We start from the raw sequence: 23,513 nt of genomic DNA on the forward strand, positions 1-23,513 counted from the left end.
ACGGCAAGATGCGGCATCCTTATCGATGCCCCTACTGACCGACCTGCCCATGCAAGCCGACTACGCCACCATCCTGCAGTGGATCTACCTGTTCAATTCCCTGGCCCTGGCCCAGCTGGCCCTGAAGCAACTGGGCCGACGCCGCAAGGCGCGCGCGCTGGAACAGCGCTTCCGCGCCGCGCAGACCGCCGAATGGCGCAACACCGCACCTGACTTCATGAACACGCGGCTCGGCACACCCCATGCCCAGGAGACGCGCGAAGACGGCACCCTGCTCTATCGCTGGCGTGGTGAGCGGCACTGGCTGGAAGCGCTCTATCGCGAAGGCCGCTGCGAGAGCGTGGAGGTCTCCGATCATCTGGAAGAAAGCTTCCCGACCGTCAATACCTATTTCAACTGCGCCGTGCTGGCCGCCCTGGTCTGCGCCTGGAAATTCTCCGGACTGGCCGATGCGCCGGAGTTGCCGGTGGCCGCTGCGGGCAAGCAATACCTGGCCAACTTCATCGTCTTTCTGGCCGGGGCGTGGCTGCTCTCGTTCGTGCTCAAGCGCCAGCGTCTGCTGCTCAATCTGGGCTGCATCGTGATGGTGGTACTGGCCCTGCCGCTGCTGAACTGGCCCTGAGGCCGGTTCACTGCAGTTTCATTCGGCCACCACATCGGCTACCCGATAGCCCACGCCGATTTCGGTGAGGATGTGCACCGGCTGGGCCGCATCGCGTTCCAGTTTCTGGCGCAGGCGCTGCATGTAGATGCGCAGGTAGTGGCCATCCTCCGCATGCGAAGGACCCCATCCGGCCACCAGCAATTGCCGGTGCGTGATGACGCGCCCGGCATCGCGCAGCAGGGTGGCCAGCAGACGATATTCGATCTGCGTCAGATGCAGCGCCTCGCCGTTGCGGCTCACGCTGCGGGCCGGCAGGTCCACCACCACATCCCCAAGCCGATAGCGCCCGCTGGACTGCCCTGCACCCGAGGCGCGCGCATGGCGGCGCAGTTGCGCACGCATGCGGGCCAGCAGTTCAGGCATGCCGAAGGGCTTGACCAGGTAGTCGTCGGCACCGGCGTCGAGCGCTTCCACCTTCTCGGACTCCTGCGTGCGGGCCGAGAGGATCACGATGGGCACGCTGCTCCAGTTGCGGATCTCGCTGATGACCTGCTTGCCGTCGCCATCGGGCAAACCGAGGTCGAGGATGATGAGGTCGGGCTTGCGGGTCCCGGCTTCGGTGACGCCTTCACGTGCGCTCTTGGCTTCGTGGACGATGAAGCCCTCCTGTTCGAGCGCACTCCTGACCAGTTTGCGGATGTGCGGATCATCTTCGATGAAGACGATGTTGCCTGCGTGTTCTTGCATGGGGTGTCCTTATTCCTCCGGCAGGGCGGGTTGCGTTTCCACCGGCAGCATGAAGCAGACGGTCGCGCCCTGCCCGGCTTCCTGCGGCGCGATCCAGATGCGGCCCTGGTGCGCCTCGATGATGGCGCGGCAGATCGCCAGGCCCAGGCCGACGCCGGGGGTGGACGATTCATTGTCACCGCGCGTGAATTTTTCAAAGGCGTGCTGCGTCATGGCCGGCGGGAAGCCGCGCCCGTGATCGCTCACGCAGACCTTGACCTGAGGCTGGCCATCGCTGTCCTCCACGTGCGCACTGATGGCAATGGGGCTGCCGGCGGGCGAATACTTGATGGCGTTTTCCACCAGGTTGGCCAGCACGCGTTCCAGCAATACCGCATCGACGCGCAACAGCGGCAGGTCGGGTGCGATGCGCGTTTCCACCTGGCGTCCTTCCAGTGCTTTGGAGAGCAGGCGCAGGGCCGAGCCGGTCAATTCTTCCAATGCATTCCATTGGCGATTCAAGGTCACCACGCCTGCCTGCAGGCGCGCCATGTCCAGCAGGTTGTTCATCAGCCCGACCATCTTCTGCGACTGTTCGCTGATGGTGCGCGCCATGGCGCGGGCATCCTCATCCAGGCGCTCGTTGGCAGCCAGCACGTCGGCACTGCCCACCAGCGAGGTCAGCGGCGTGCGCAGGTCATGCGAGATGGCCGAGAGCAGCGAATTGCGCAGGCGTTCCGATTCCATGGTCACCAGCGCATCCTGGGCCACCTCGGCATAGTGCAGGCGCTCGATGGCCATGGCGATCTGCGAGCAGAAGATTTCCAGCATCTGGCGATTCTCGGGCAGGGCCAGTTGCGCGGCAGCCAGCTGGCGCTCCTCTTCACTCGCGCCTTCGATGGCAAAGGCCAGCACGCCACGCGTGCGCATGGTGGCCGTCAGCGGCAGGTACAGCGCCGCTGCGGAGGGCAAGGTGGCCGTGCCCTTGCCGGCGGCCTGGCCGTTGTCGTAGACCCATTGCGCCACGCCCGCGTCCACGCTTTTGAGGACGTGCGGGCCGCCGCTGTCCTGCTCGGGCTCGGCCAGGCGCAACTGGTCGGCGCTGTCGGGCAGGAAGAAGGCGATGCGCGCCCCGAACACGGCGGCCAGATGGCGGCGGCCGATTTCCAGGATCTGGTCCAGGGTCAGCAGCGCCGACAATTCCTTGCCCAGCATGTAGAGATTGGCGGCACGTCCTTCGCGCTGCATGGCCACGCTGGCCTGGCGGCGCAGGCGCGCCGTGAGCGAGCTGATGAACAGCGACACCGCCAGCATCACCGCCAGCGTCAGCAGGTATTGCGCGTCCGACACCGTGATGGAAAAACGCGGATCGACGAAGAAGAAATCAAAGGACAACACGGACAGCACCGACACCAGCGCCGAAGCCGCGCGGCCATAGCGCATCGCCACCAGCATCACACCGACGAGGTACAGCATGATGACGTTGGCCGGATGCAGCTTGCCATCGAGCACGAAGGCCAGCGTCGTGGTGGCCATGCAACTGGCCACGGCCCACAGCGTGCCACGCGTGCGGCGGCGACGCGTGAGCAGGGCTTCGGCGGCGCTGGCCGCACTGTCGGTGCGGGCCTGTTCCTGCGGCACGCGGGTGCGGCTGCGGGCGATGGTGTAGAGGTCGATCTCGCCACCGCTACGCGCGATGCGCTGGGCCAGAGTACCGCGCGGCCAGCGCAGCAAGTGGCGCAGGCCGCCCTCCTCCTGGCCGATCACCAGCTTGCCGGCATTGCGGCTGCGGGCGAATTGCAGCAACGCGGCGGACAATTCCTCACCGCTGATGCTGGCCGTTTCCGCGCCCAGGGATTGCGCCAGTTTCAGATAGGAGACCACGCGTTCGCGCGCCTCCATCGCCTGACGCTGGCCCGACAGGTCGACGTGAACCGCCAGCCATTCGGCCTGCAGCTTCGCAGCCAGCCGGGCCGCTTCGCGGATCAGGCGTTCCTCGCCGGCACCGCTGCCGACCGCCACCACGATGCGCTCGCGCGCCTGCCACAGCTGGGCGATGGAGCGGTCGGCGCGGTACTGGCGCATGTCGGCGTCGACCCGGTCGGCGGTACGGCGCAAGGCAATCTCGCGCAGCGCGATCAGGTTGCCCTTGCGGAAGAAATTGCGCCCGGCCTTCTCGGCCTGCTGCGGCAGGTAGACCTTGCCCTGCTGCAGGCGGGCCAGCAATTCATCGGGCGGAATATCCACCAGCATGACATCGTCGGCTTCATCGAAGACATGATCGGGCACCGTCTCGAAGACGCGGATGCCGGTGATCTGGCCGACCACGTCGTTGAGACTTTCGATGTGCTGCACGTTGAGGGTGGTGTAGACATCGATGCCGGCACGCAGCAGTTCATCGATGTCCTGCCAGCGCTTGGCATGGCGCGAGCCGGGCACGTTGGAGTGCGCCAGTTCGTCGACCAGGATCACGCCGGGCTTGCGCTCCAGCGCGGCATCCAGGTCGAACTCGGGCAACTGGCGATCGCGGTAAGGCACCATGCGCATGGGCAGGCGCGTGAGGCCGGCAAGCTGGGCCTCTGTCTCGGCGCGGCCATGGGTCTCGACCACGCCGGCGATCACGTCCGTGCCTTGTGCAGCCAGCGTCTGGGCGGCTTCCAGCATGGCGAAGGTCTTGCCGACACCGGCCGAGAAGCCGAAGAAGATCTTCAGGCGGCCGCGCGCCTGGCGCTCTTCGTCGCGCATCACGCGTTCCAGCAGGTCGTCGGGATCGGGGCGGGTGTTCATATCGGGCGTTCAGGGTTGCTGCATTGTAGTGGCAAAAAGCCGGTGGCACGCGGGTTGCGTGCCACCGGCCATCCTGCAGACAGCGAAGGGCTTACTTGGCCGCTTCCGTCTTGGGCATGGGTGCGGCCGCATCCAGCGCCAGGTTCAGCTTGAGCACATTGACGCGCGGTTCACCGAACAAGCCCCATTGCGGCGCCTCGCTGTTGACGCGCACCAGCGCACGCACCTGCTCCACCGTGATGCCACGCGCACGGGCGACGCGACCGGCCTGGTACTCGGCCGCGGCCGGGCTGATGTGCGGATCCAGGCCGCTGGCCGAGGCCGTCAGCAAGTCAATGGGAATCGCACCCTTGTTGTCCGGATCGGCTTCCTGCAAGGCCTTGGCGCGGTCTTCAGCGGCCTGCTTCAGGGCCGGGTTGGTCGGGCCCAGGTTGCTGCCGCCGGAGGCCATGCCATTGTTGGGGAAGGTACCAGCGGCCGAGGGGCGGCCCCAGAAATAAGCCGGACTGGTGAAGTTCTGGCCGATCAGTTCCGAGCCGACCACTTGGCCCTGGCGTTCGATCAGGCTGCCATTGGCCTGCTGCGGGAAGAAGGCTTGCGCCAGACCGGTCACCAGCAACGGATACAGGCCGCCCAGCAACACGCCCAACAGGATGAAAAGCGTGATGGCCGGACGCAGCGGATGGGGAGTCGAGGTTTTCATGTGACTTTCCTTGAGAGTCGTAATCGGGTTCAGACCAGACCGAAGGCGGTCAGCAGCAGGTCGATCAGCTTGATGCCCACGAACGGCACCAGCAAGCCACCCACGCCATAGATCAGCAGGTTGCGGCGCAGGAGCACGGCGGCACCCAGCGCGCGATAGCGCACGCCACGCAGGGCCAGCGGGATCAGTCCCACGATCACCAGCGCATTGAAGATCACCGCTGACATGATGGCCGAATCGGGACTGGTCAGGCGCATCACGTTGAGCGCGCCCAACTGCGGATAGTTGGCCACGAACATGGCCGGGATGATGGCGAAGTACTTGGCCACGTCATTGGCGATGCTGAAGGTGGTGAGACTGCCGCGGGTCATCAGCATCTGCTTGCCGATCTCGACGATCTCGATCAGCTTGGTCGGATTGGAATCGAGGTCGACCATGTTGCCGGCTTCCTTGGCCGCCTGGGTGCCGCTGTTCATGGCCACGGCCACGTCGGCCTGAGCCAGCGCCGGGGCGTCGTTGGTGCCGTCGCCGGTCATGGCCACCAGCTTGCCTTCGGCCTGGTGCTGGCGGATCAGGGCCAGCTTCTGTTCCGGCGTGGCTTCGGCGAGGAAGTCATCGACCCCGGCTTCAGCGGCGATGGCCGCGGCGGTCAGGCGGTTGTCGCCGGTGATCATGATGGTCTTGATGCCCATGCGGCGCAGTTCGCCGAAGCGTTCCTTGATGCCGCCCTTGACGATGTCCTTCAGCTCCACCGTACCGAGGATGCGGATCGGTGCGCCCTGGTTGATGACGGCCGCCTCGTTGTTCCATTCGATCACCACCAGCGGTGTGCCGCCACGGCGGGCGATGGCTTCCACATCGCTTTCCACCTGGGCCGGCAGGCGCTGGTCGGCCGAGCGCACCAGCTTGCGGATGGCGTCGGCAGCGCCTTTGCGGATGCGGCGATTGCCGATGTCGATGCCGGAGACACGGGTCTGGGCCGAGAAGGGAATGAATTCCGCGCCCAGGTTGGCCATCTCGCGTTCGCGCAGGTTGAATCGGTTCTTGGCCAGCACCACGATGCTGCGGCCTTCCGGCGTTTCATCGGCCAGCGAGGCCAGCTGGGCGACATCGGCCAGTTCGCGCTCGGCCACGCCCGGTGCCGGCATGAAGGCGGCGGCCTGGCGATTGCCGAGGGTGATGGTGCCGGTCTTGTCCAGCAGCAGCACGTCGACGTCACCGGCGGCTTCCACCGCACGGCCGGAGGTGGCGATCACGTTGGCCTGCATCATGCGGCTCATGCCGGCCACGCCGATGGCCGAGAGCAGGCCGCCGATGGTGGTCGGGATCAGGCACACCAGCAGGGCGATCAGCGCCGTCACCGTGACCGGCGAGCCAGCACCGGCGGCAGTGACCGAGAAGATCGAGAACGGCAGCAGGGTCACCGTCACCAGCAGGAACACCAGCGTCAGTGCCACCAGCAGCAGGGTCAGCGCCAGTTCGTTGGGGGTCTTCTGGCGACGTGCGCCTTCGACCATGGCGATCATGCGATCCAGGAAAGCTTCACCCGGATTGACCGAGACGCGCACCACGATCCAGTCCGACAGCACGCGCGTGCCGCCGGTGACGGCCGAAAAGTCGCCGCCGGATTCGCGGATCACCGGGGCCGATTCGCCGGTGATGGCACTCTCGTCGACAGTGGCCACGCCTTCGATGACGTCGCCATCGGCGGGTACCGTATCGCCCGCTTCGATGAGCACCAGGTCACCCTTGCGCAGGCTGCCGCCTTCGACCACTTCGCACTGGGCGGCGGCAGCGGCGACGCCACCGCGTGTCTGGTCGCTGCTGCGCAGCTTCTTGGCCATCACGCTCTTCTTGACGCCACGCAGGGCGGCGGCTTGCGCCTTGCTGCGGCCTTCGGCCAGGGCCTCGGCGAAGTTGGCGAAGAGCACCGTGAACCACAGCCAGGCAGCGACGGCGAAGATGAAACCAGCCGGGGCTTCACCCTTGCCGGTGATGGCCTGGATGAACAGCAGCGTGGTCAGGATGCTGCCGAGGTAGACCACGAACATCACCGGATTGCGCCATTGCACGCGCGGCGACAGCTTGCGGAAGGAATCGGCCAGGGCCGGCTTGACGATCTTGGGATCGAACATCCAGCGCGCAGTCTGCGCGGCGGAAGGAATGGCATCGGCCGGCACGGCTTGGGTGCTGCTGGCCGGAGTATTGCTGGAAGGGGTAGTCATAAGGGTATCCGTTGCGGGTTGCTCCACCGGGCGCAGTGCCCGGCGGAATCCATCCAATCATTTACATCGCCATCATCTGCAGGTGCTCGACCACCGGTCCCAGCGCCAGCGCCGGCACATAGGTCAGGGCACCGACCAGGATCACCGCGCCGATCAGCAGCGCCACGAACAGCGGGCCATGCGTGGGCAGCGTGCCGGAGGTGGCGGCCAGGCGCTTCTTGCCGGCCAGCGAACCGGCCATGGCCAGCACCGGCACGATGATGCCGAAGCGGCCCAGCCAGGTGCAGATGCCGGTGGTGATGTTGTAGTACGGCGTGTTGGCCGAGAGCCCGGCAAAGGCGCTGCCGTTGTTGTTGGCGGCCGAGCTGAAGGCGTAAAGGATTTCCGAGAATCCATGCGCACCGGGGTTGGCGATACCGGCCAGGCCCGCTTCCACCATCACCGACAGGGCCGTGAAGATCAGCACCAGCGCCGGGGTCATGAGGATGGCGATGGACATCATCTTCATGTCGAACACGCCTATCTTCTTGCCCAGGTATTCAGGCGTACGGCCGATCATCAGGCCCGCGATGAACACCGCCAGCACCGCAAAGATCAGCATGCCGTACAGGCCCGAGCCGACCCCGCCGAACACCACTTCACCCAGCTGCATCTGCAGCATCGGCACCAGTCCGCCCAGCGGCGAGAGCGAGTCATGCATGGCATTGACCGCACCGCAGGAAGCGGCCGTGGTGATGGAGGCGAACAGCGCCGAGGCCGGGATGCCGAAGCGGGTCTCCTTGCCTTCCATCATGCCGGGGCCGGAGGCGTGCAGCGAAGCGAGCATGGGATTGGGCTGCGACTCGGCGTACATCAGCACCAGCGTCAACACCACGAACAGGATCGTCATCGAGGCCAGGATGGCCCAGCCCTGGCGACGGTCGCCGACCAGCACACCGAAGCTGGTGCACAGTGCTGCCGGGATGATGAGGATGGCCAGCATCTGCAGGAAGTTGGTCAGCGGCGTCGGGTTCTCATACGGGTGCGCCGAGTTGGCGTTGAAGAAGCCACCACCGTTGGTACCGATCATCTTGATGGCTTCCTGCGATGCCACCGGGCCCATGGGCAAGGTCTGCTTGTCGGTACTTTGCGCTTCAGTCACCGGTTCGCCCTTGGCATCTTTCAGGGGCTGGCCTGCGGCATCCAGCTTGGGCACGGTGTAGTTGGTCACTTCCAGCGTCTTCACGTCCTGATACGCACGGAAGTTCTGGATGCTGCCCTGCTGCACCAGTACCAGCGCGAACACCACCGACAGCGGCAGCAGCACGTACAGCGTGCTGCGGGTCATGTCGACCCAGAAGTTGCCGATGCCCTTGCTGCTGTGGCGGGCGAAGCCACGGATCAGGGCGAAGGCGATGGCGATCCCGGTGGCGGCCGACAGGAAGTTCTGCACGGCCAGTGCGGCCATCTGGGTCAGGTAGCTCATGGTGGCTTCACCCACGTAGCCCTGCCAGTTGGTATTGGTGACGAAACTGAGCGCCGTGTTGAAGGACGAATCCGGGCTGACGTTGGCCAGCGCGGCCGGGTTCAGCGGCAGCCATTGCTGCACGCGCTGCAGCAGGTAGACCACGATCAGGCCCAGGAAATTGAACAGCACGGCCGCGATGGCGTACTGCTTCCAGTCCATCTCGTGCTCGCGGCTGATGCCGCAGAGGCGATAGAAGACGCGTTCGATGCCGCCGAAAAGACGGTTCACGCGGGACTTGCCTTCCATCACGCGGGCCATGTACCAGCCCAGCGGCAGGGAGAGGACCAGCAGGACGGCCAGGTAGAGGCCGAGCTGGAAATAATTGTTGCTGTCCATGTCAGAAATCCTCCGGCTTGATCAGGGCGTAGACCAGGTACAGCAGGAGGGCGATGGAGACCACCAGCCCCAGCAGGTACATGAGGTTCATTTCTTCTCCCCTTCCTGCCGTTCCAGACGGCTGCACAGGGCGATGAAGGCCCACATCGAGAGGCCGCAGACGAGCAGCATGCCTATGTAGAGAAAATCCGTTTGCAACATTTCCCACTCCATTGTTGACGTTGTTGTTCGCTTCCAGGGACGGAAAACGAGACAGTCGAACGATAGGGAAAGCAGCATCAAATCCCGGTAAATGTTTCGCACGCGAGCGTAAACAAACCGTAAATGAGACGGAGCGGCTCGTCAGCAATGACGAGTCCGGAGAGACAAAGAAGGGAAAGGAAGGAAAGCGGAAACCGGGCGCGATCGCGCCCGGCGGATCAGACGTCGCCCGCGCGTCCCAGCTCGACGCGGTTCTTGCCCAGGCGCTTGGCGGCGTACATGGCCTTGTCGGCCATGGACAGCAGTTCCTCGGGGCCGACTTCACCGTCCAGGTTGGGCTGGTAGACCGCCACGCCGATACTGCTGGAGATGTTGACGGTGGAGTGCGTCAACTGGAAAGGTTCGCGGATGGTATTGAGGATCTTCTGCGCCACCATCAGCGCGTCTTCCTGGGTCTGCAGGTTTTCCAGGATCACCACGAATTCGTCACCGGCCAGGCGAGCCACGGTATCGACATCGCGTACCGAGCGTTGCAGGCGGCGTGCGAACTCCACCAGCAGTTCGTCGCCGGCCTCGTGGCCGTAGCGGTCATTGACGCCCTTGAAACCATCGATGTCCATGAAGAACAGCGCCAGCAACTGGTCGGCCCGGCGCGCCCGCATCATGCCCTCGGGCAGGCGGTCGCTGAAGGCGCGGCGGTTGGGCAGGCTGGTCAGCACGTCGGTCAGGGCCAGTTCGCGCATCTGGTCGCGGAAGGCCAGGCGCTCGGTGATGTCGTGCAGGAAGGCGATGAACAGGTGGCCGCTCTGGCGCTTGACGTGGCCGACCGTGATCTCGATGGGCAGCTCGTGACCGTCGTGATGCAGGGCTTGCAGCTCGATACGGTTGTTGATCACGACGCTGGTGCCATCCTTGAGGAATTGCGCCATGCCGCGATTGTGGGCCGCACGCATGTCCGGCGGAATGATCAGTTCGGCCATGTCGCGGCCCATGGCCTGGTCGCGCGGCCAGCCCAGCAGCAGCTCGGCCTGGCGGTTCCATTCGACCACGCGGCCCTGTTCGTCAGCGGCGATGAAGGCGTCCTGGGCGTTTTCCAGAATGGCGCGCAATTCGGCGGCGCTCTCTTCCAGCTGGATCTGGTTGGCCTGCTGCTGGTCCAGCGCTTCCTGCAAGGCACTGGCGGTCTCGTGCAGGCGGCTGGTGCGCTCGGCCACGCGCTGCTCCAGGCTTTCGTTGAGGGAGCGCACTTCGCGCAGGTAGGTCTCTTCGCGCTCGACCATGTTGACCAGGGTCGAGGACAGCAGCTGGATCTCGCGGTAGCTGTTCACCTGCGGAATGGGCAGGTCGCCACGGCCCGCGGCACGCTGCTCCAGCGCGGCCGACAGCGCGTTGATGGGGGCCACCAGACGCCGCGCGAGGAAGAAGGCCAGCAGTACCAGGATCGCCCCGGAGAGCGCACCGACCACGATCACCCGCTTTTCCAGATCACGGAAGGCCTGCAGCGCCACGGTCTCGGGCTGGCGCACGATCACGCTCCAGTGCAGCTTCATGCCGCCCTTGACGCCCGTGCGGGCATAGCCGCTGACATAGCGGCGGCCATCGGGCCAGGTCTCGATCAGCGAGCCGCCATTGTCGCTGCCTTGCGCAGCGCGCACGCTGGCGGTATCGAGCTTGGTCTCTTCCATGCCCTTGGGGCCGAGGATGACGGTGCCATCGTCGCGCACGATGATGACGTCGACGTCATAGCGGTTGCCGGCCGGGTCGAGCAGCTTGGCGGCGATGTCGCGCGCCCACGACCACGACAGATGCAGGCCGAGCACGCCGAGGTAATGGCCGTTCAGATCATGCACCGGGGCCGAGAGGTCGACGAAACGCCAGGGATTGGATTGCGGCGGCAGCTTCTGCGCCAGCAGCACGGCCGGATGGAAGTCGGCGCTGTACTCGCCCTTGCTGCCTTCCTGGAACCAGGGGCGCTGCGCCACGCTGGCCCCTTCCAGCAAGCCGTTGGTGGCCACCTGCACGATGCCCTCGGGATTGGCCAGGCCGATCCAGGCGTAATGCGGCACGTTGGCCTGCAGTTCGTTGAAGACCCGGCGGATGCGCGGCAGATCGCGGCCGGAACGGACCGACGGCCGCTGCACCAGCAGGCGCAGGTCGATTTCGCGCTCCTTCATGCCGCGCTCCAGCGCATCCTGCATCTGCCAGGCCAGCTGCTTCATGCGCGTTTCACTTTCGGAACGCGCATAGCCGCGCGTGAACTGATCCACCAGGATCAGTACCGACACGGTCGTGATGAGCACGGTAATGACCACCCCCAGCGTAATCAGCGACGACAGATTGGGCGGGGATGGGGCTTTATTCTTGTTCAATTCAGACAAAATTGCGACGCGGCTTGATGCATGACGGCTCCCCTGTGAACCGCATAGGTTTACGGCATCTTGCCAGAACAGCTATGGTTTTTCATCGCATTTCCAGAAAAACTTCGAGAATTTTTTTCTACGGCAAAAAACTCATCAATCCTCTCGATTCAAAGTGGAGACAAAAGCGGGAAAAGAGCACAATAAGCGTCATTTCCTGTCAAACGGGAAATGCAAAAAGACAACGGAGGGCGAGTCTTGGTGAGGATCTTCGCCCTCCGCGAGAAGCGGCGCGCACACCGGCAGTGCCGGCAGCGCAGAGGATGGCAATGCAGAAAGGACGAGCAGCCCGTCAGACCCCGGCACAAACGCCATCGGCACGCGGATCGGTCGCCCCTTCGATCAGCCCGTCCGGATGCACGCACACGGCACCGGCGTGACCCATCATGTCGGTGTAGTCCTCCACCACCTGCACTTCATGGCCGGCCTGGCGCAGGGCGTCGATGGTGGCGGCCGGCACCCGCCCTTCCACCTTCAGGTTGGTGGAGACATCGCCCCAGGTGCGGCCCAGCAGCCAGCGCGGTGCGCTCACGGCCGCCTGCAGGTTCTGCCCGAACAGCACGTGGCGGGTAAAGACCGCTGCCTGCGTCTGCGGCTGCCCTTCCCCGCCCATGGTGCCGTAGGCCAGGGTGCGGCCATCGTTGAGGCGTGCCAGCGAGGGGTTCAGTGTATGGAAGGGCAGCTTGCCCGGTTGCAGCTGGTTGGCCCCGTCATCCAGGGTGAAGCTGGCCCCCCGGTTTTGCCACACGATGCCGGTGTCGGGCACCACCACGCCGCTGCCGAATTCCCAGAAGATGCTCTGGATGTAGCTCACCACGCGGCCTTGCGCGTCGGCGGCGCCCATCCAGATGGTGTCGCCCGGCTTGGCCGGATGCGGCCAGGGCGCGGCGCGCTGCATGTCGATCTCTTTGGCTTCCCGGTCCAGCGCCTCGGCCAGCAGCCAGTGCGCAGCATCCACGCTCATGTGGGCCGGATCGGTGACGTGCTGGTTGCGCAGGATGAAGGCGCGCTTGGTGGCTTCCACCAGACCGTGGATGTGGTCGAAGCCTTCGGCCTGCGCGATGCCGAGACGATCGAACAGGCCGATGATCATGAGGGCCGAGACACCCTGTGTCGGCGGCGGCAGGTTGTAGACGCGGCCTGACGTTAACTGCACCATCAGCGGCTTGACCACCTGCGCGCGGAAGGCTTCCAGGTCGCTGCGGCGCACCGGGCTGCCCGCCGCTTCCAGGCCTGCAGCAAGGCGTTGCGAGAGATCGCCACGATAGAAATCATCCAGACCGGCCTCGGCCAGGCGCGACAGGCTGTCCGCCAGGGCTGACTGTTTCAGCACCTTGCCCTGGGCCGGGATGCCGTCGGCGGCATAGGTGGCGGCGAAGCCGGGCTGGTCTTTGAGCTCGTCCCACTTGTCGCGGGTCAGTTCATGTTGCGAGCGGGTGATGGGCACACCGTTCTTCGCATGGCGGATGGCATCGGCCAGCAGCACCGGCAGCGGCAGCGCACGACCGAAGCGGCGCGCGTGCTCCAGTGCCGCGGCCCAGCCACCGACCGCACCGGCCACCGTCAGCGCCGCATGCGGCCCGCGCGTGGGCACGGCGCTGTGGCCGTGCTGTGCATAGAACTCCTTGGTCGCCAGCGCCGCTGAGGGACCGCAGGCACGAATGGCCACCGGTTCCTGCCCCGGTTCGCTGATGACCCAGAAGCCATCGCCGCCGATGCCGTTCATGTGCGGATAGACCACGGCGATGGCGGCCGCGGCCGCGACCATCGCTTCGACCGCATTGCCACCCTCGCGCAGGATCTGCGCGCCCGCCTGCGCGGCCAGGTGATGGGGAGCGGTGACCATTCCGCCCAGACAGGTCTTGCTGTACAACATGGCTGACTCCTGATGTTCTTGTCGAGATGAAAAAACTGCTGCGAGGATGATACCTGCGGATGGCCGGGCTTTCAGGCGGCCGGCGCTTTGGGCGCATCCATCCACGAAACGTGCGCGGCCACGATGCGCCAGCCTTGCGGGCAACGCAGCCAGGTATGGCTCTGGCGGCCGATGCGCGGTTCACCCGCGCGCGTGAATTCGGTATCGGCCACCGCATAGTCCCGGCCATAGGTGGTGATGACAGTGGCGCGCAGGCTGCGCATCAGGTTCTTCGGTGAACGTCCCTGACGGAAGGCGCGGATGGCCTCGGTGCCGACCAGATTCTCGGTGGCACCGTAGCGCACGGTGTGCGGGCCATCAAGAAACAGTTCATCGAGGACCTCGACCTGGTTGGTGGTGAGCGCGACTTCGTAGCGCGCAAACGCTTGGCGTACTTCGGCCACCACGTCGGGCAGGTTGACGGCGTAAGGCTGGGTCGATTCCATGTGCAATCCTTGCTGTGACTCAGTGTCAATGCGCGCCGAGATAGGCCTTGGCCAGCGCATCATTGGCGGCGACCTCGGCGGCCGTGCCTTGCGCCACCACGCGTCCGCCTTCGATGACGTAGGCGCGGTCGGCCAGTGACAGGGCCAATGCCGCCATCTGGTCCACCAGCACGATGGTCATGTTTTCGCGGCGCAGTTGATCGAGGGCGGCAAACAATTCGGCGATCACCTTGGGGGCGAGGCCCAGCGAAGGTTCATCCAGCAACAGCACGCGCGGACGCGACATCAGCCCGCGCGCAATGGCCAGCATCTGCTGCTCGCCACCGGAGAGCAACCCGGCACGGTGATGCAGGCGCTCGCGCAAGCGCGGGAAACGGCCCAGCATTTCTTCCACGCGCGCCTCCACATCCTGCGGATAGAGGAAGGCACCGAGGCGGATATTGTCCAGCACCGAGAGTTCGGGAAACACCTGCCGTCCCTCCGGCACCAGCACTACGCCGTGGCGCACGATCTGTTCGGCGCGCAGGTGCATGAGGTTCACGCCACCGGCGTGAATGCCGCCCTGCACCGGCCGATGCAGCCCGGCCAGCGAGCGCATCAGGGTGGACTTGCCGGCACCGTTGGCGCCCAGCAGCGCAATCATCTCGCCCTGCCGCACCTGCAGGTTGATGCCGTGCAGGACCGGCTCGGCCCCATAGCCGGTGACCAGCTCGCCCACGCCCAGCAATTCGTCCGCGCCAGTGACGGCGTTGCGCACGGCCGCCACGGCCTGTTGCGTGCCCTCGCCGAGATAGGCCTTGCGCACCGCCGGATCGTTCTGCACTTCCTGCGGCGTGCCGATGGCCAGGCGCTGGCCGGCATCGAGCACGACGATGCGGCGCGAGATCTGCATCACCAGTTCCATGTCATGCTCGACCACCACCACACTGATGCCGGCCTCGGCGATGCGGGTCAGCAGTTGCGCCAGCAGGGTCTTGTCTTCGCGCGAGAGACCGGCAGCCGGTTCGTCGAGCAGCAGCACATCGGGATCGGCCGCGAGCGCGCGGGCGATTTCCACCAGGCGACGGTCAACGTGGGCCAGATCGGCGCTGGGGATATCGAGCGCACCGCGATAGCCGCAAAAATCGAGCAGCTGGCGGCAACGCGCACGCACTTCGCCGGAGACGAAACCCCGCGCCGACAGCAGTCCACCCAGACTCCCGCGGCCACAGGCCAGGGCCACGTTGTCGGCCACCGTGAGGCTGCCGAACAGTTGCGAGGTCTGGTAAGTGCGGGCCACGCCGTGGCGCGCAATGCGGAAGGCGGGCAGCCCTGCCAGCGGCGTCCGGCCCAGCGTGAACTGTCCGGCGCTGGGACGATAGAAACCGGAGAGCATGTTCAGCGCCGTGGTCTTGCCCGCACCATTCGGACCGATGAGGCTGGTGACGGCACCGCCGGGGACCTCGAAGCCGAGATCGCTGACGGCCCGCACACCGCCGAACACCATGGTCAGGCCGTCGGCAGCGAGGGTGCGGCGTGCGCGTACCGGCAGCGCGACGTCTTCTGCATCCTCCTGCAGGGCGGCATCTGGGACGGCATCTACCGGCTTGCGCAGGCGTGCCGCCAGCTTGCCCAGCAGGCCGGTCACGCCATCGGGCGCCACCCACAGCACCAGCAGCAGCAAGGCACCGAAGAACAGCAGGCGATAGTCTTCCAGGCTGGAGAGCAGTTCCGGCAAGGCCCCGACGATGACCGCACCGATCACCGGACCGAGGATGGAGCCCGAGCCGCCCAGCACCACCACCAGTACGAACAGGATGGACTGCATGAAGCTGAAGGTATCCGGTGTGACGAAGGTGGAGAGCGGCGCGAAGAGACCGCCGGCCAGACCGGCCAGTGCCGCCGAGAGTGCAAAGGCCACGGTCTTGATGACCAGCGGATTCAGGCCGATGGATTCGGCAGCCGTCTCGCTGTCGCGCACCGCGCGCATGGCCGCGCCCCAGCTGCCGCGCGAGAGCCAGCAGTAGGCAGCCAGCACGACGGCGGCGGTGATCAGTCCCAGCACCGCAATCGCACGTTCGGCCTGCAAACCCAGGAAGGCGGGTGCAGCCAGGCCCATGATGCCGTTCTGTCCGCCGGTCAGGTCGCGCAGTTCGATGATGGCGTGCTGGATGATGAAGCTGAAGGCAATCGTGATCATCGCCAGGTACGGCCCCTTCACGCGCAGCGCCGGCAAGGCCAGCAGCACGCCCAGCGCCCCCGCCACCACGGCCGCCAGCGGCCAGGCCAGCCAGAACGACAGTCCGGCCTTGGTGGTGAGGATGGCCGCCGTATAGGCACCGACGGCGTAGAAGCCCACATGGCCGAAGGAAACCTGGCCGGTCAGCCCGATGAGCACATTGAGCCCGATGCCGACGATGGCCACCAGGGCGATGCCGGCCAGCACGAAGACGTAGTAGCTGTTGATCGACAAGGCCAGCGTGATGGCCGCGATCAGGCCCACGGCAGAAAACGCCAGCGCAGCCGGCGTGCCCAGCCCGAGCTTGATCCTGCCTGCCGCAGGAGCCGCTGCCGGATGCGCCGCCGCCTGCAGGCTGCGGGCGATGGAATGGGGTAAACGATTCATACCTTTTTCACCTGTGCGCGGCCGAACAGGCCATTGGGACGAATGGCCAGCACCGCGATCACCAACGCGAAGGTGATGATCTGGGTATAGCCGGAACCGAGGGTGGCCGTAATAAGCGCCTCGGCCATGCCAAACAGCAGGCCCGCGATCATCACGCCCCAGGCGCTGGTGATGCCGCCGAGGATGGCCACGGCAAAGGCCTTGAGGCCGAACAGCGTGCCCATGTCGGCATTGACGTTGAACAGCGGCGCAATCAGCACACCCGCCACGCCGGCCAGCAGCGTCGAGAGCGCGAAGGCGACCGCGATGGCGCGCGTGATCGGGATGCCCATCAAGCGCGCCGCATCACGGTTCTGCACCACGGCCAGCAGGGCCGTGCCCCAGCGCGTGCGGCGCGAGATAGTGTGCAGTAGTGCGGCCAGCGCCAGGCCGATGGCGGGAATGAGAAGGTGCAGCGGATACACGCCCAGCCCCATGCCGCCCAGTTCGATGGAGGACAGCGCCAGCGGCGAAGGCAGGCTGCGCGGTTCCTTGCCGAAGGTATGCATGACCAGGTTGTCCAGCACGATGCCCAGGGCCACGGTGGACATCAGCCAGGCATTGGAGCCCTGGCGCGCGAAGGGACGCACGGCCAGTACTTCGACCAGCATGCCGTAGAGCGCGCAGGCAGCCAGCGCCAGCACGATGGCCAGCCACATCGGCCAGCCCAGCGTCTGGGCGAAGGTGAAGCACAGCACGGCCCCCAGCATCATGGAGCTGCCCTGCGCAAAATTGACGGTGCCGGAGACGGCATACGTCATGTAAAAACCCAGCGCCATCAGACCGTACATGCTGCCCAGTCCGAATCCGCTGATCAGTGCCGACAACAGCAGCATCGCGTTCTCCTGGCGCCGCCCTGCCCGCGCGTGCAGGCAGGGTGGCGCATCGTCTTTGCAAAAGGTGTTACTGGGCCAGGCCAACCGGCAGGATGCGGTTGTCGATGAATTGCGCCCAGACGTAGTCATCGGCTTGCAGGGCGTCATGCACGGTCGGGCTGAAGGGCTTGACGTAGGTCTTGATCAGGCCTTCATAGCGGTCGATCTTGTAGAAGCCTTCGCGCACCGCATCGCCGTTGGTGGAGCCGGCCTTGGCGATGGCCAGTGCGGCCAGCTGCATGCCGTCATAGGCATTGGCCACGCCCACGGCCGGGGTGATGTCGTCCGGGCCCTTGATGGCGGGGTACTTGGCCTTCAGTTCGGCCACCACCTTCTCGCCCACCGGCGAGAGCTTGCCGAAGAAGCTGAAGGTCTGGATGAAGTGCACGTTCTTCGCGTTCGGTCCGGCCAGTTCGGTGAAGCGGCCGCCGGCCGGTCCCCAGTGCGAGACCACCGGCACCTTCCAGCCCATGCGGTCGAGCGACTTGACCACCTGGGCCGAGGGGCCGACGTTGCCGACCAGATACAGGGTGTCGGCACCGGCCGCTTTCAGGCGGCTCAGTTGCGGCACCACGTCGACGTCGCTGGCTTCGAATTTCTCGATGCCGGCCGGCTTCAGGCCCTTCTCGGCGAGCGCGGCGACGATGCCTTTTTCATTCGATTCGCCCCACGGATTGTTGACCAGGATCAGGCCGGCCTTGCTGCTCTTGAAGGTCTTTTGCGCGTAGTTGAGCATGGCCTTGTCCACCAGTTCATCCACTGCCGACACGCGGAAGGCGTAGTTGGGATTGGCACCATTCTTCGTCACACCGGTGCCGGCTGCCCAGGGGCCGACGAAGGGCACTTTCTCCTGGTTGATGATGGGCACGATGGCCATCGAGACCGGCGTATCCAGGCCCCCGAACAGCACCGCCACCTTTTCCTTGAAGATCAGTTCGCGCGCGGCCACCACGCCCTTGGCCGGATTGCCTTCGTCATCGCGGCGTACCAGTTCCAGCTTGCGCCCGCCCAGCAGACCGCCCTTGGCGTTGATCTCGTCGATGGCAATGCTCATGCCGCGCGTCAAGGCTTCGCCGGCCTGGGCCGACTGGCCGGAAAGGGCCGTGACCAGGCCGATCTTGATGGGGTCGGCGGCCAGTGCCAGCGGCGACAGCGCGGCGGCGAGGGTGGCGGCTGCGGCGGCGATGAGGGTACGGCGGGTCAGGCGAATCATGGTGTTGCCTCCAAAGGTTTGCGAGAAGTGAGTGTGTGGCTTTGCCCGGCATGACTTATGCAAGGGCTATGCCAAGCGCAGCAGGAAGCATTAATTTTTGCCGACAATATCTCTCTAATAGTGGCGGCATTAAATACGGCATATTGCTGCTGATTGGATATTTAACTTGCATTCAATAATGCACAATGCTTGTGCAAACCATGGAGAAAATGATGCACGCCGCACCATCATCAATCACCGGACAGGGAACAACCCTGCCTCCCCTGCCCTATGATCCGGCCGCCCTGGTGGACGAATACCTGCGCGTGCTGATGATTCCCGACCCGGTGGCCGCGCGCCGCTTCGTCTCACCGGAGCTGAAGATCCGCTTTACCGGCGGCCGGGAAATGATCGACCCGGCGCAATGCGCAGCCTTCAACGCCACGCGCTATGGCTGGGTCAAGAAGCGTTTCGAGGGCACCGAAGTGGTAGCCGGTGCCACGGTCGAACAAGCCATCGTTTACAACCGTGGCACGCTGTTTGGCGTGTGGCCCGATGGCGAGGCCTTCGAAGGCAATCGCTACGTGGACCGCTACGTGATCCGCCACGGGCTGATCGTGCAGATGGATGTGTGGAACGACAGTGCCGAACGCCTGCTGGTGCGCGCCGGCCTGGCCGAGCTGTAAGGAGGCGGCATGCAAGCGACGATCCTGCCGCCCAATGCGGGCGAAGCGCTGGGCCATGATGATGGACGGGATGCCTATGGCGTGCTGCGCTCGCATGGCCGCTTCGGCTATTCGCCCATCCATCGCCGGCCCGACTATTGCTGGCCCAATGGCGCAAGACTGGCGGTGTACCTGGGCTTCAACATCGAGCACTTCGCTTTCGGAGAGGGGCTGGGGGCCAAGCTGGGGCCGGTCTGTCCGGAGCCCGACGTCCTCAACTATGCCTGGCGTGAATACGGCAACCGTGTCGGCGCCTGGCGCTGCCTGGAACTGTTCGAACAACTGGGCCTGCCGGCCGGCGTGCTCATCAACACCGCGCTCTACGATCATTGCCCGGAACTGGTGGAAGCCTTCGCTGCGCGCGGCGATGAACTGATCGGCCACGGCCACACCAATGCACATCAGCAAGGCACGCTGGACGAGGAAGCCGAAGCGGCCCTGCTGCGTCACTGCCGCACCCGCATCCAGGCCGAGAGCGGAGTACAGCCCACGGGCTGGCTCTCGCCCTGGATTTCGGAGAGTCTGGTCACGCCCGACCTGCTGCAGGAAAGCGGCTATCGCTACAACCTGAACTGGGCCCATGACGACCAGCCGGTACGCATGCGCACCCGCACCGGCGAGACGCTGTGGTCGATTCCCTATCCGCAGGAATTGAACGACATCCCCATGATCGTGGCGCGCCAGATGGATGGCCGCGACTTCGCCCGCATGATCGTGGACAACTTCGACGAGATGCGCGAACAGGCGTTGCGCCAGCCACTGGTGATGGGCATTGCCCTGCATCCCTACCTGGTCGGCCAGCCTTATCGCCTGCGCCATCTGCGCACCGCCCTGCAGCACCTGGCGGCGGCGCGCGATCGCGGCGAGATCTGGTTCACCACACCCGGCGCGATCTGCGACCACGTGGACAGCCTCGAACAATTACGCCAGCCGTTCTGAGCCGGCATGACGCATCAGGAGAATGAATTGAGCACTGCCCAGGCCACGGCCACCCGCACCACCGCTTTCGAGATCAATGACCACGTGGGCGCCTTCGTGCCGCATGGCCGCTTCACCCTGCCGGGCGCCGCCCGTGGCCCGCTGGCCGGATTGCGCTTCGCCGCCAAGGACTTGTTTGATGTGGCCGGGCACCCGACCGGCGCCGGCAACCCGGACTGGCTGCGCAGCCACCCCATCCCCACCCGCAGCAATGCCCTGGTGGATCAATTGCTGCAGGCCGGCGCCACCCTGGTCGGCAAGACCCTGACGGATGAACTGGCCTACAGCATCCACGGCGACAACCATCATTACGGCACGCCGGTCAACAGCGCCGCACCGGAGCGCGTGCCGGGCGGCTCCTCCAGTGGCTCGGCCGCTGCGGTGGCCGCGCGCCTGTGCGACTTCGCGCTGGGCACCGATACCGGCGGCTCGACCCGCGTGCCGGCCAGCTATTGCGGCGTGTGGGGCCTGCGCACCAGCTTCGGCCTGCTCTCCACGGCCAATATGGCGCCGCTGTGCCCCAGCTTCGATACGGCCACCTGGCTGGCGCATGATGCGGGGACCTTCGAACGGGTCGGGCAGGTGCTGCTGCCCAAGACCGGTTCCACGCAACTGCGCAAGGTCTTGCTGCCATTCGATCTGCTGGAACTGGCCGAGGCCGAGTTCCATCCGGTCGTGCAGCGGGTCTATGACGCACTGCGCAGCGAGCTGCCCGGCGAGCACATGCGGCTGTCGGGCGACGAAGGCGAACTGGAACGATGGCGTCAGGCCTACATCCATGCCTCGGCCTTCGATGCCTGGCAATGCCATGGAGCGTGGATCAGTTCGGCGCGTCCGGTGTTCGGTCCGGCGGTGCAGGCGCGCTGGGACATGGCGCAGAACATCAGCGCCGACACCGCCCGCGCCGCGCGCGAGAAACAGGATCTGGTGCGGCATCGCGTGCGCTCCCTGCTGGGCGCTGACGGGGTAGCGGTGATTCCCTCGGCCTCCAGCGTGGCGCCCTTGCGCGATGCCAGCGCCGCCGAGATCGACCAGGTGCGTGCGCGCACCTTCCGCCTGACCTGCGTGGCCGGACTGGCGGGCTTGCCGCAGGTGAGCATGCCCTTCACCACTCCCGCCGGACTGCCGATCGGCGTATCATTGCTCGGCCCGGCCGGCAGCGACCTGGCCCTGATCGGGCTGGCGACGCGCCTGTGGCGCAGCCTGCAGGCAGCGCCGTGAGACCGGGCATGATCCACCCCATGACTAGACGATGAGCGACCTCTCTCCCCGCAAGACGGCCAAGCCGACTTCCCGCACTGGCAAGTCCCAGGAGCACGCCACCAAACCGGCAGCGGCACCGGCCCGCCAGAGCCGCGCCGGCCGTCCGCGCGTGCGGCACGACGACCTGGCCGATCCCTCCTCCCTGGTACTGGAAGGCGAAGCGGGCGAGGACATCATCGTGCGCATCTACCAGACCGTCTTCGACAGCGTGATGAGCCAGCGCCTCACCCCCGGCACCAAGCTGCCGGAGGCGGCGCTGTGCGAACTGTTCGGCGTGGGGCGCACGGTGGTGCAGAAGGCGCTGCAGAAACTGGCGCACGAACACATCGTGGAGTTGCGGCCCAATCGCGGTGCGGTGGTGGCCATGCCGACACCGGAAGAGACCCGCGAGATCTTCGAGGCACGGCGCGCACTGGAAGGCGCCATCATGCGGCTGGCCGTGCGCAATGCGACCCGTGCCGACCTGGCCAAGCTGCGCCGCCAGCTGAAGGAAGAGCACCAGGTCATGCACAGTTACGCGCAGACCCACTGGGCGCGCCTGGCCTCATCTTTCCACATGCGGGTGGCCGAGCTGTCGCGCAATGCCACGCTGCAGCGCTATCTGGGAGAACTGGTGTCACGCTGCTCGCTGATCGTGGCGCTGCATGAGCCGGCCGGATATGCAGCCTGCGAGCATGATGAACATACGCATATCGTCGACCTGATCGAGCGCGGCGATAGCGAGGGTGCGGTGGCGGCCATGGAAGCGCATCTGGTCTCGCTGGAGGAACACATTCATCTGGTCAGCGAAAAGAGCGGCAACAGCCTGGCACGGATGCTGGGGATGGAATAAGGTCATCACCTGCATCACCTCGCAGGGATGAAAAAATGGCGGCAAGGACTGAAGTCCCTGCCGCCATTTTTACGTGCAAACCGTCGATCAGATCGTGACCGATTCCTTCAATGCCTCGCGCGCTTGTGCTGCAATCTCGAAGGAGTGCAGGCGCGCCGCGTGATCGTAGATCTGCGCGGTGATGATGAGCTCATTGGGCGCATGTTCATCGATGAAGGCTTGCAGGCCTTCTTCCACGGTCTCGCGGTCACCGACCACGGCGCAGGACAGAGAGCGCTCGACGTGGGCCTGTTCACCCGGCTGCCACAGGGCATCAATGTCATCCACCGGCGGGCGCAGCTGGCCGGGCGTACCCCGGATGAGATTGAGGAACTGCTGCTGCAGCGAGGTGAAGAGACGCTCGGCTTCGCGCTGGGTATCGGCGGCGAAGACGTTCAGGGCCAGCATCACGTAAGGCTTCTTCAAGGTGGCCGAGGGCTTGAAGCGCTCGCGGTAGATCTGCACGGCCGACTTCATGAAGCCCGGCGCAAAGTGCGAAGCGAAGGCGAACGGCAACCCCAGTTCGGCCGCCAGCTGCGCGCTGAACATGCTGGAACCCAACAGCCAGATCGGCACTTTGAGGCCGCTGCCCGGGACGGCGCGCAGGTTCTGGTAGTCCGAGGGCTCGTCGAAATATTCCTGCAGTTCGATGACGTCCTGCGGGAAGTTGTCTGCCGTATCCCCGCCCATGTGGCGGCGCAGGGCGCGCGCGGTGCGCTGATCGGAACCCGGCGCGCGGCCCAGGCCCAGGTCGATGCGGCCGGGGTAGAGCGACTCCAGCGTGCCGAACTGCTCGGCGATGACCAGCGGCGAGTGGTTGGGCAGCATGATGCCGCCGGAGCCGACGCGGATGGTCTTGGTGTTGGCCGCCACGTGCGAAATCACCAGGGATGTAGCCGCGCTGGCGATGCCGGGCATGTTGTGGTGCTCGGCCAGCCAGTAGCGTTTGTAGCCCAGGGCTTCGGCACGCTGTGCCAGTTCCTTGCTGTTGTTGAAGGCCTGGGCGGCGGTGCTGCCCTGGTTGATCGGCGACAGATCTAGGACGGAAAACGGAATCATGCAGGAATCCTTGTCGAGTCGGCACGGCCTTCGCAGGCC

At 65.6% G+C, this 23,513-nt stretch carries 18 protein-coding genes; 5 read left to right on the forward strand and 13 right to left on the reverse strand.

The genetic code is table 11. The features are described from left to right. The first annotated feature begins 25 nt into the window (after positions 1 to 25). Complete coding sequence (locus tag E2K99_RS19260; RefSeq protein ID WP_240733766.1) at positions 26 to 622, forward strand: hypothetical protein; 597 nt, start codon at positions 26 to 28, stop codon at positions 620 to 622. A gap of 18 nt (positions 623 to 640) precedes the next feature. Here E2K99_RS19260 and E2K99_RS19265 read toward each other — a convergent pair whose 3' ends face one another. From E2K99_RS19265 to E2K99_RS19325, 12 genes are all read right to left on the reverse strand, one after another. Beyond that, positions 641 to 1,351 carry a response regulator gene (locus tag E2K99_RS19265; protein WP_039787013.1) on the reverse strand — a complete coding sequence of 237 codons (711 nt, stop codon included), beginning with the start codon at positions 1,349 to 1,351 and terminating at the stop codon, positions 641 to 643. Positions 1,352 to 1,360: 9 nt separating this feature from the next. After that, positions 1,361 to 4,117 (reverse strand): sensor histidine kinase, encoded by a 2,757-nt coding sequence (locus E2K99_RS19270; protein WP_134223242.1) that lies wholly within the window; start codon positions 4,115 to 4,117, stop codon positions 1,361 to 1,363. Between the two features lie 91 nt (positions 4,118 to 4,208). Continuing rightward, complete coding sequence (gene kdpC, locus E2K99_RS19275) at positions 4,209 to 4,820, reverse strand: potassium-transporting ATPase subunit KdpC (RefSeq protein ID WP_121043713.1); 612 nt, start codon at positions 4,818 to 4,820, stop codon at positions 4,209 to 4,211. Positions 4,821 to 4,849: 29 nt separating this feature from the next. Then, positions 4,850 to 7,045 carry a potassium-transporting ATPase subunit KdpB gene (gene kdpB / locus E2K99_RS19280; protein ID WP_121043716.1) on the reverse strand — a complete coding sequence of 732 codons (2,196 nt, stop codon included), beginning with the start codon at positions 7,043 to 7,045 and terminating at the stop codon, positions 4,850 to 4,852. Positions 7,046 to 7,106: 61 nt separating this feature from the next. Beyond that, positions 7,107 to 8,888 carry a potassium-transporting ATPase subunit KdpA gene (gene kdpA / locus E2K99_RS19285; protein WP_039787004.1) on the reverse strand — a complete coding sequence of 594 codons (1,782 nt, stop codon included), beginning with the start codon at positions 8,886 to 8,888 and terminating at the stop codon, positions 7,107 to 7,109. 1 nt (position 8,889) lies between these two features. Further along, the gene (kdpF, locus tag E2K99_RS19290) at positions 8,890 to 8,979 is read right to left on the reverse strand and encodes a K(+)-transporting ATPase subunit F (RefSeq protein WP_017452361.1); all 90 of its coding nucleotides are present in this window, start codon (positions 8,977 to 8,979) and stop codon (positions 8,890 to 8,892) included. A gap of 328 nt (positions 8,980 to 9,307) precedes the next feature. Further along, the gene (locus E2K99_RS19300; protein ID WP_240733767.1) at positions 9,308 to 11,458 is read right to left on the reverse strand and encodes a diguanylate cyclase domain-containing protein; all 2,151 of its coding nucleotides are present in this window, start codon (positions 11,456 to 11,458) and stop codon (positions 9,308 to 9,310) included. 340 nt (positions 11,459 to 11,798) lie between these two features. Continuing rightward, positions 11,799 to 13,382, reverse strand: a complete 1,584-nt coding sequence (locus E2K99_RS19305) for a gamma-glutamyltransferase family protein (protein ID WP_134223243.1) — start codon at positions 13,380 to 13,382, stop codon at positions 11,799 to 11,801. 71 nt (positions 13,383 to 13,453) lie between these two features. Then, entirely contained in the window at positions 13,454 to 13,867 is a 414-nt protein-coding gene (gene hpxZ / locus E2K99_RS19310; RefSeq protein ID WP_134223244.1) for an oxalurate catabolism protein HpxZ, read from the reverse strand. 25 nt (positions 13,868 to 13,892) lie between these two features. Further along, positions 13,893 to 16,472 carry a branched-chain amino acid ABC transporter ATP-binding protein/permease gene (locus tag E2K99_RS19315; protein WP_134223245.1) on the reverse strand — a complete coding sequence of 860 codons (2,580 nt, stop codon included), beginning with the start codon at positions 16,470 to 16,472 and terminating at the stop codon, positions 13,893 to 13,895. Continuing rightward, positions 16,469 to 17,347, reverse strand: a complete 879-nt coding sequence (locus E2K99_RS19320) for a branched-chain amino acid ABC transporter permease (protein ID WP_034332430.1) — start codon at positions 17,345 to 17,347, stop codon at positions 16,469 to 16,471. Before E2K99_RS19320 ends, E2K99_RS19315 begins: the two co-directional genes overlap by 4 nt. 67 nt (positions 17,348 to 17,414) lie before the next feature. Beyond that, a complete protein-coding gene (locus E2K99_RS19325; RefSeq protein WP_034332429.1) occupies positions 17,415 to 18,599 on the reverse strand; it encodes an ABC transporter substrate-binding protein in 1,185 nt (394 codons plus the stop codon). 212 nt (positions 18,600 to 18,811) lie between these two features. Here E2K99_RS19325 and E2K99_RS19330 point away from each other — a divergent pair, with 212 nt between their 5' ends. The 4 genes from E2K99_RS19330 to E2K99_RS19345 are packed head-to-tail and all read left to right on the forward strand — an operon-like array spanning position 18,812 to position 22,376. Further along, complete coding sequence (locus tag E2K99_RS19330; protein WP_051156467.1) at positions 18,812 to 19,264, forward strand: hypothetical protein; 453 nt, start codon at positions 18,812 to 18,814, stop codon at positions 19,262 to 19,264. 9 nt (positions 19,265 to 19,273) lie between these two features. Continuing rightward, entirely contained in the window at positions 19,274 to 20,242 is a 969-nt protein-coding gene (locus tag E2K99_RS19335; RefSeq protein ID WP_205703707.1) for a polysaccharide deacetylase family protein, read from the forward strand. Positions 20,243 to 20,269: 27 nt separating this feature from the next. After that, a complete protein-coding gene (locus E2K99_RS19340; protein ID WP_134223246.1) occupies positions 20,270 to 21,502 on the forward strand; it encodes an amidase in 1,233 nt (410 codons plus the stop codon). 31 nt (positions 21,503 to 21,533) lie between these two features. Continuing rightward, positions 21,534 to 22,376 carry a GntR family transcriptional regulator gene (locus E2K99_RS19345; protein ID WP_134223247.1) on the forward strand — a complete coding sequence of 281 codons (843 nt, stop codon included), beginning with the start codon at positions 21,534 to 21,536 and terminating at the stop codon, positions 22,374 to 22,376. Between the two features lie 87 nt (positions 22,377 to 22,463). Here the strand turns inward: E2K99_RS19345 and E2K99_RS19350 are convergent, their stop codons facing one another. After that, positions 22,464 to 23,474, reverse strand: coding sequence for an LLM class flavin-dependent oxidoreductase (locus E2K99_RS19350; protein ID WP_134223248.1), 1,011 nt, complete (start codon positions 23,472 to 23,474; stop codon positions 22,464 to 22,466). Between the last annotated feature and the right edge of the window lie 39 nt (positions 23,475 to 23,513).

This window comes from Herbaspirillum huttiense (assembly GCF_004367745.1).
GTDB lineage: Bacteria > Pseudomonadota > Gammaproteobacteria > Burkholderiales > Burkholderiaceae_D > Herbaspirillum > Herbaspirillum huttiense.

What these genes read in the sequence shown, in the direction of transcription:
- E2K99_RS19335 (WP_205703707.1), top strand. Translation starts at nt 19,274, where the DNA reads ATGCAAGCGACGATCCTGCCGCCCAATGCGGGCGAAGCGCTGGGCCAT.
- E2K99_RS19315 (WP_134223245.1), bottom strand. Translation starts at nt 16,472, where the DNA reads ATGAATCGTTTACCCCATTCCATCGCCCGCAGCCTGCAGGCGGCGGCG.
- E2K99_RS19345 (WP_134223247.1), top strand. Translation starts at nt 21,534, where the DNA reads ATGAGCGACCTCTCTCCCCGCAAGACGGCCAAGCCGACTTCCCGCACT.
- kdpC (WP_121043713.1), bottom strand. Translation starts at nt 4,820, where the DNA reads ATGAAAACCTCGACTCCCCATCCGCTGCGTCCGGCCATCACGCTTTTC.
- kdpA (WP_039787004.1), bottom strand. Translation starts at nt 8,888, where the DNA reads ATGGACAGCAACAATTATTTCCAGCTCGGCCTCTACCTGGCCGTCCTG.
- kdpF (WP_017452361.1), bottom strand. Translation starts at nt 8,979, where the DNA reads ATGAACCTCATGTACCTGCTGGGGCTGGTGGTCTCCATCGCCCTCCTG.
- E2K99_RS19320 (WP_034332430.1), bottom strand. Translation starts at nt 17,347, where the DNA reads ATGCTGCTGTTGTCGGCACTGATCAGCGGATTCGGACTGGGCAGCATG.
- E2K99_RS19350 (WP_134223248.1), bottom strand. Translation starts at nt 23,474, where the DNA reads ATGATTCCGTTTTCCGTCCTAGATCTGTCGCCGATCAACCAGGGCAGC.
- kdpB (WP_121043716.1), bottom strand. Translation starts at nt 7,045, where the DNA reads ATGACTACCCCTTCCAGCAATACTCCGGCCAGCAGCACCCAAGCCGTG.
- E2K99_RS19330 (WP_051156467.1), top strand. Translation starts at nt 18,812, where the DNA reads ATGCACGCCGCACCATCATCAATCACCGGACAGGGAACAACCCTGCCT.
- E2K99_RS19265 (WP_039787013.1), bottom strand. Translation starts at nt 1,351, where the DNA reads ATGCAAGAACACGCAGGCAACATCGTCTTCATCGAAGATGATCCGCAC.
- E2K99_RS19270 (WP_134223242.1), bottom strand. Translation starts at nt 4,117, where the DNA reads ATGAACACCCGCCCCGATCCCGACGACCTGCTGGAACGCGTGATGCGC.
- E2K99_RS19260 (WP_240733766.1), top strand. Translation starts at nt 26, where the DNA reads ATGCCCCTACTGACCGACCTGCCCATGCAAGCCGACTACGCCACCATC.
- E2K99_RS19325 (WP_034332429.1), bottom strand. Translation starts at nt 18,599, where the DNA reads ATGATTCGCCTGACCCGCCGTACCCTCATCGCCGCCGCAGCCGCCACC.
- hpxZ (WP_134223244.1), bottom strand. Translation starts at nt 13,867, where the DNA reads ATGGAATCGACCCAGCCTTACGCCGTCAACCTGCCCGACGTGGTGGCC.
- E2K99_RS19305 (WP_134223243.1), bottom strand. Translation starts at nt 13,382, where the DNA reads ATGTTGTACAGCAAGACCTGTCTGGGCGGAATGGTCACCGCTCCCCAT.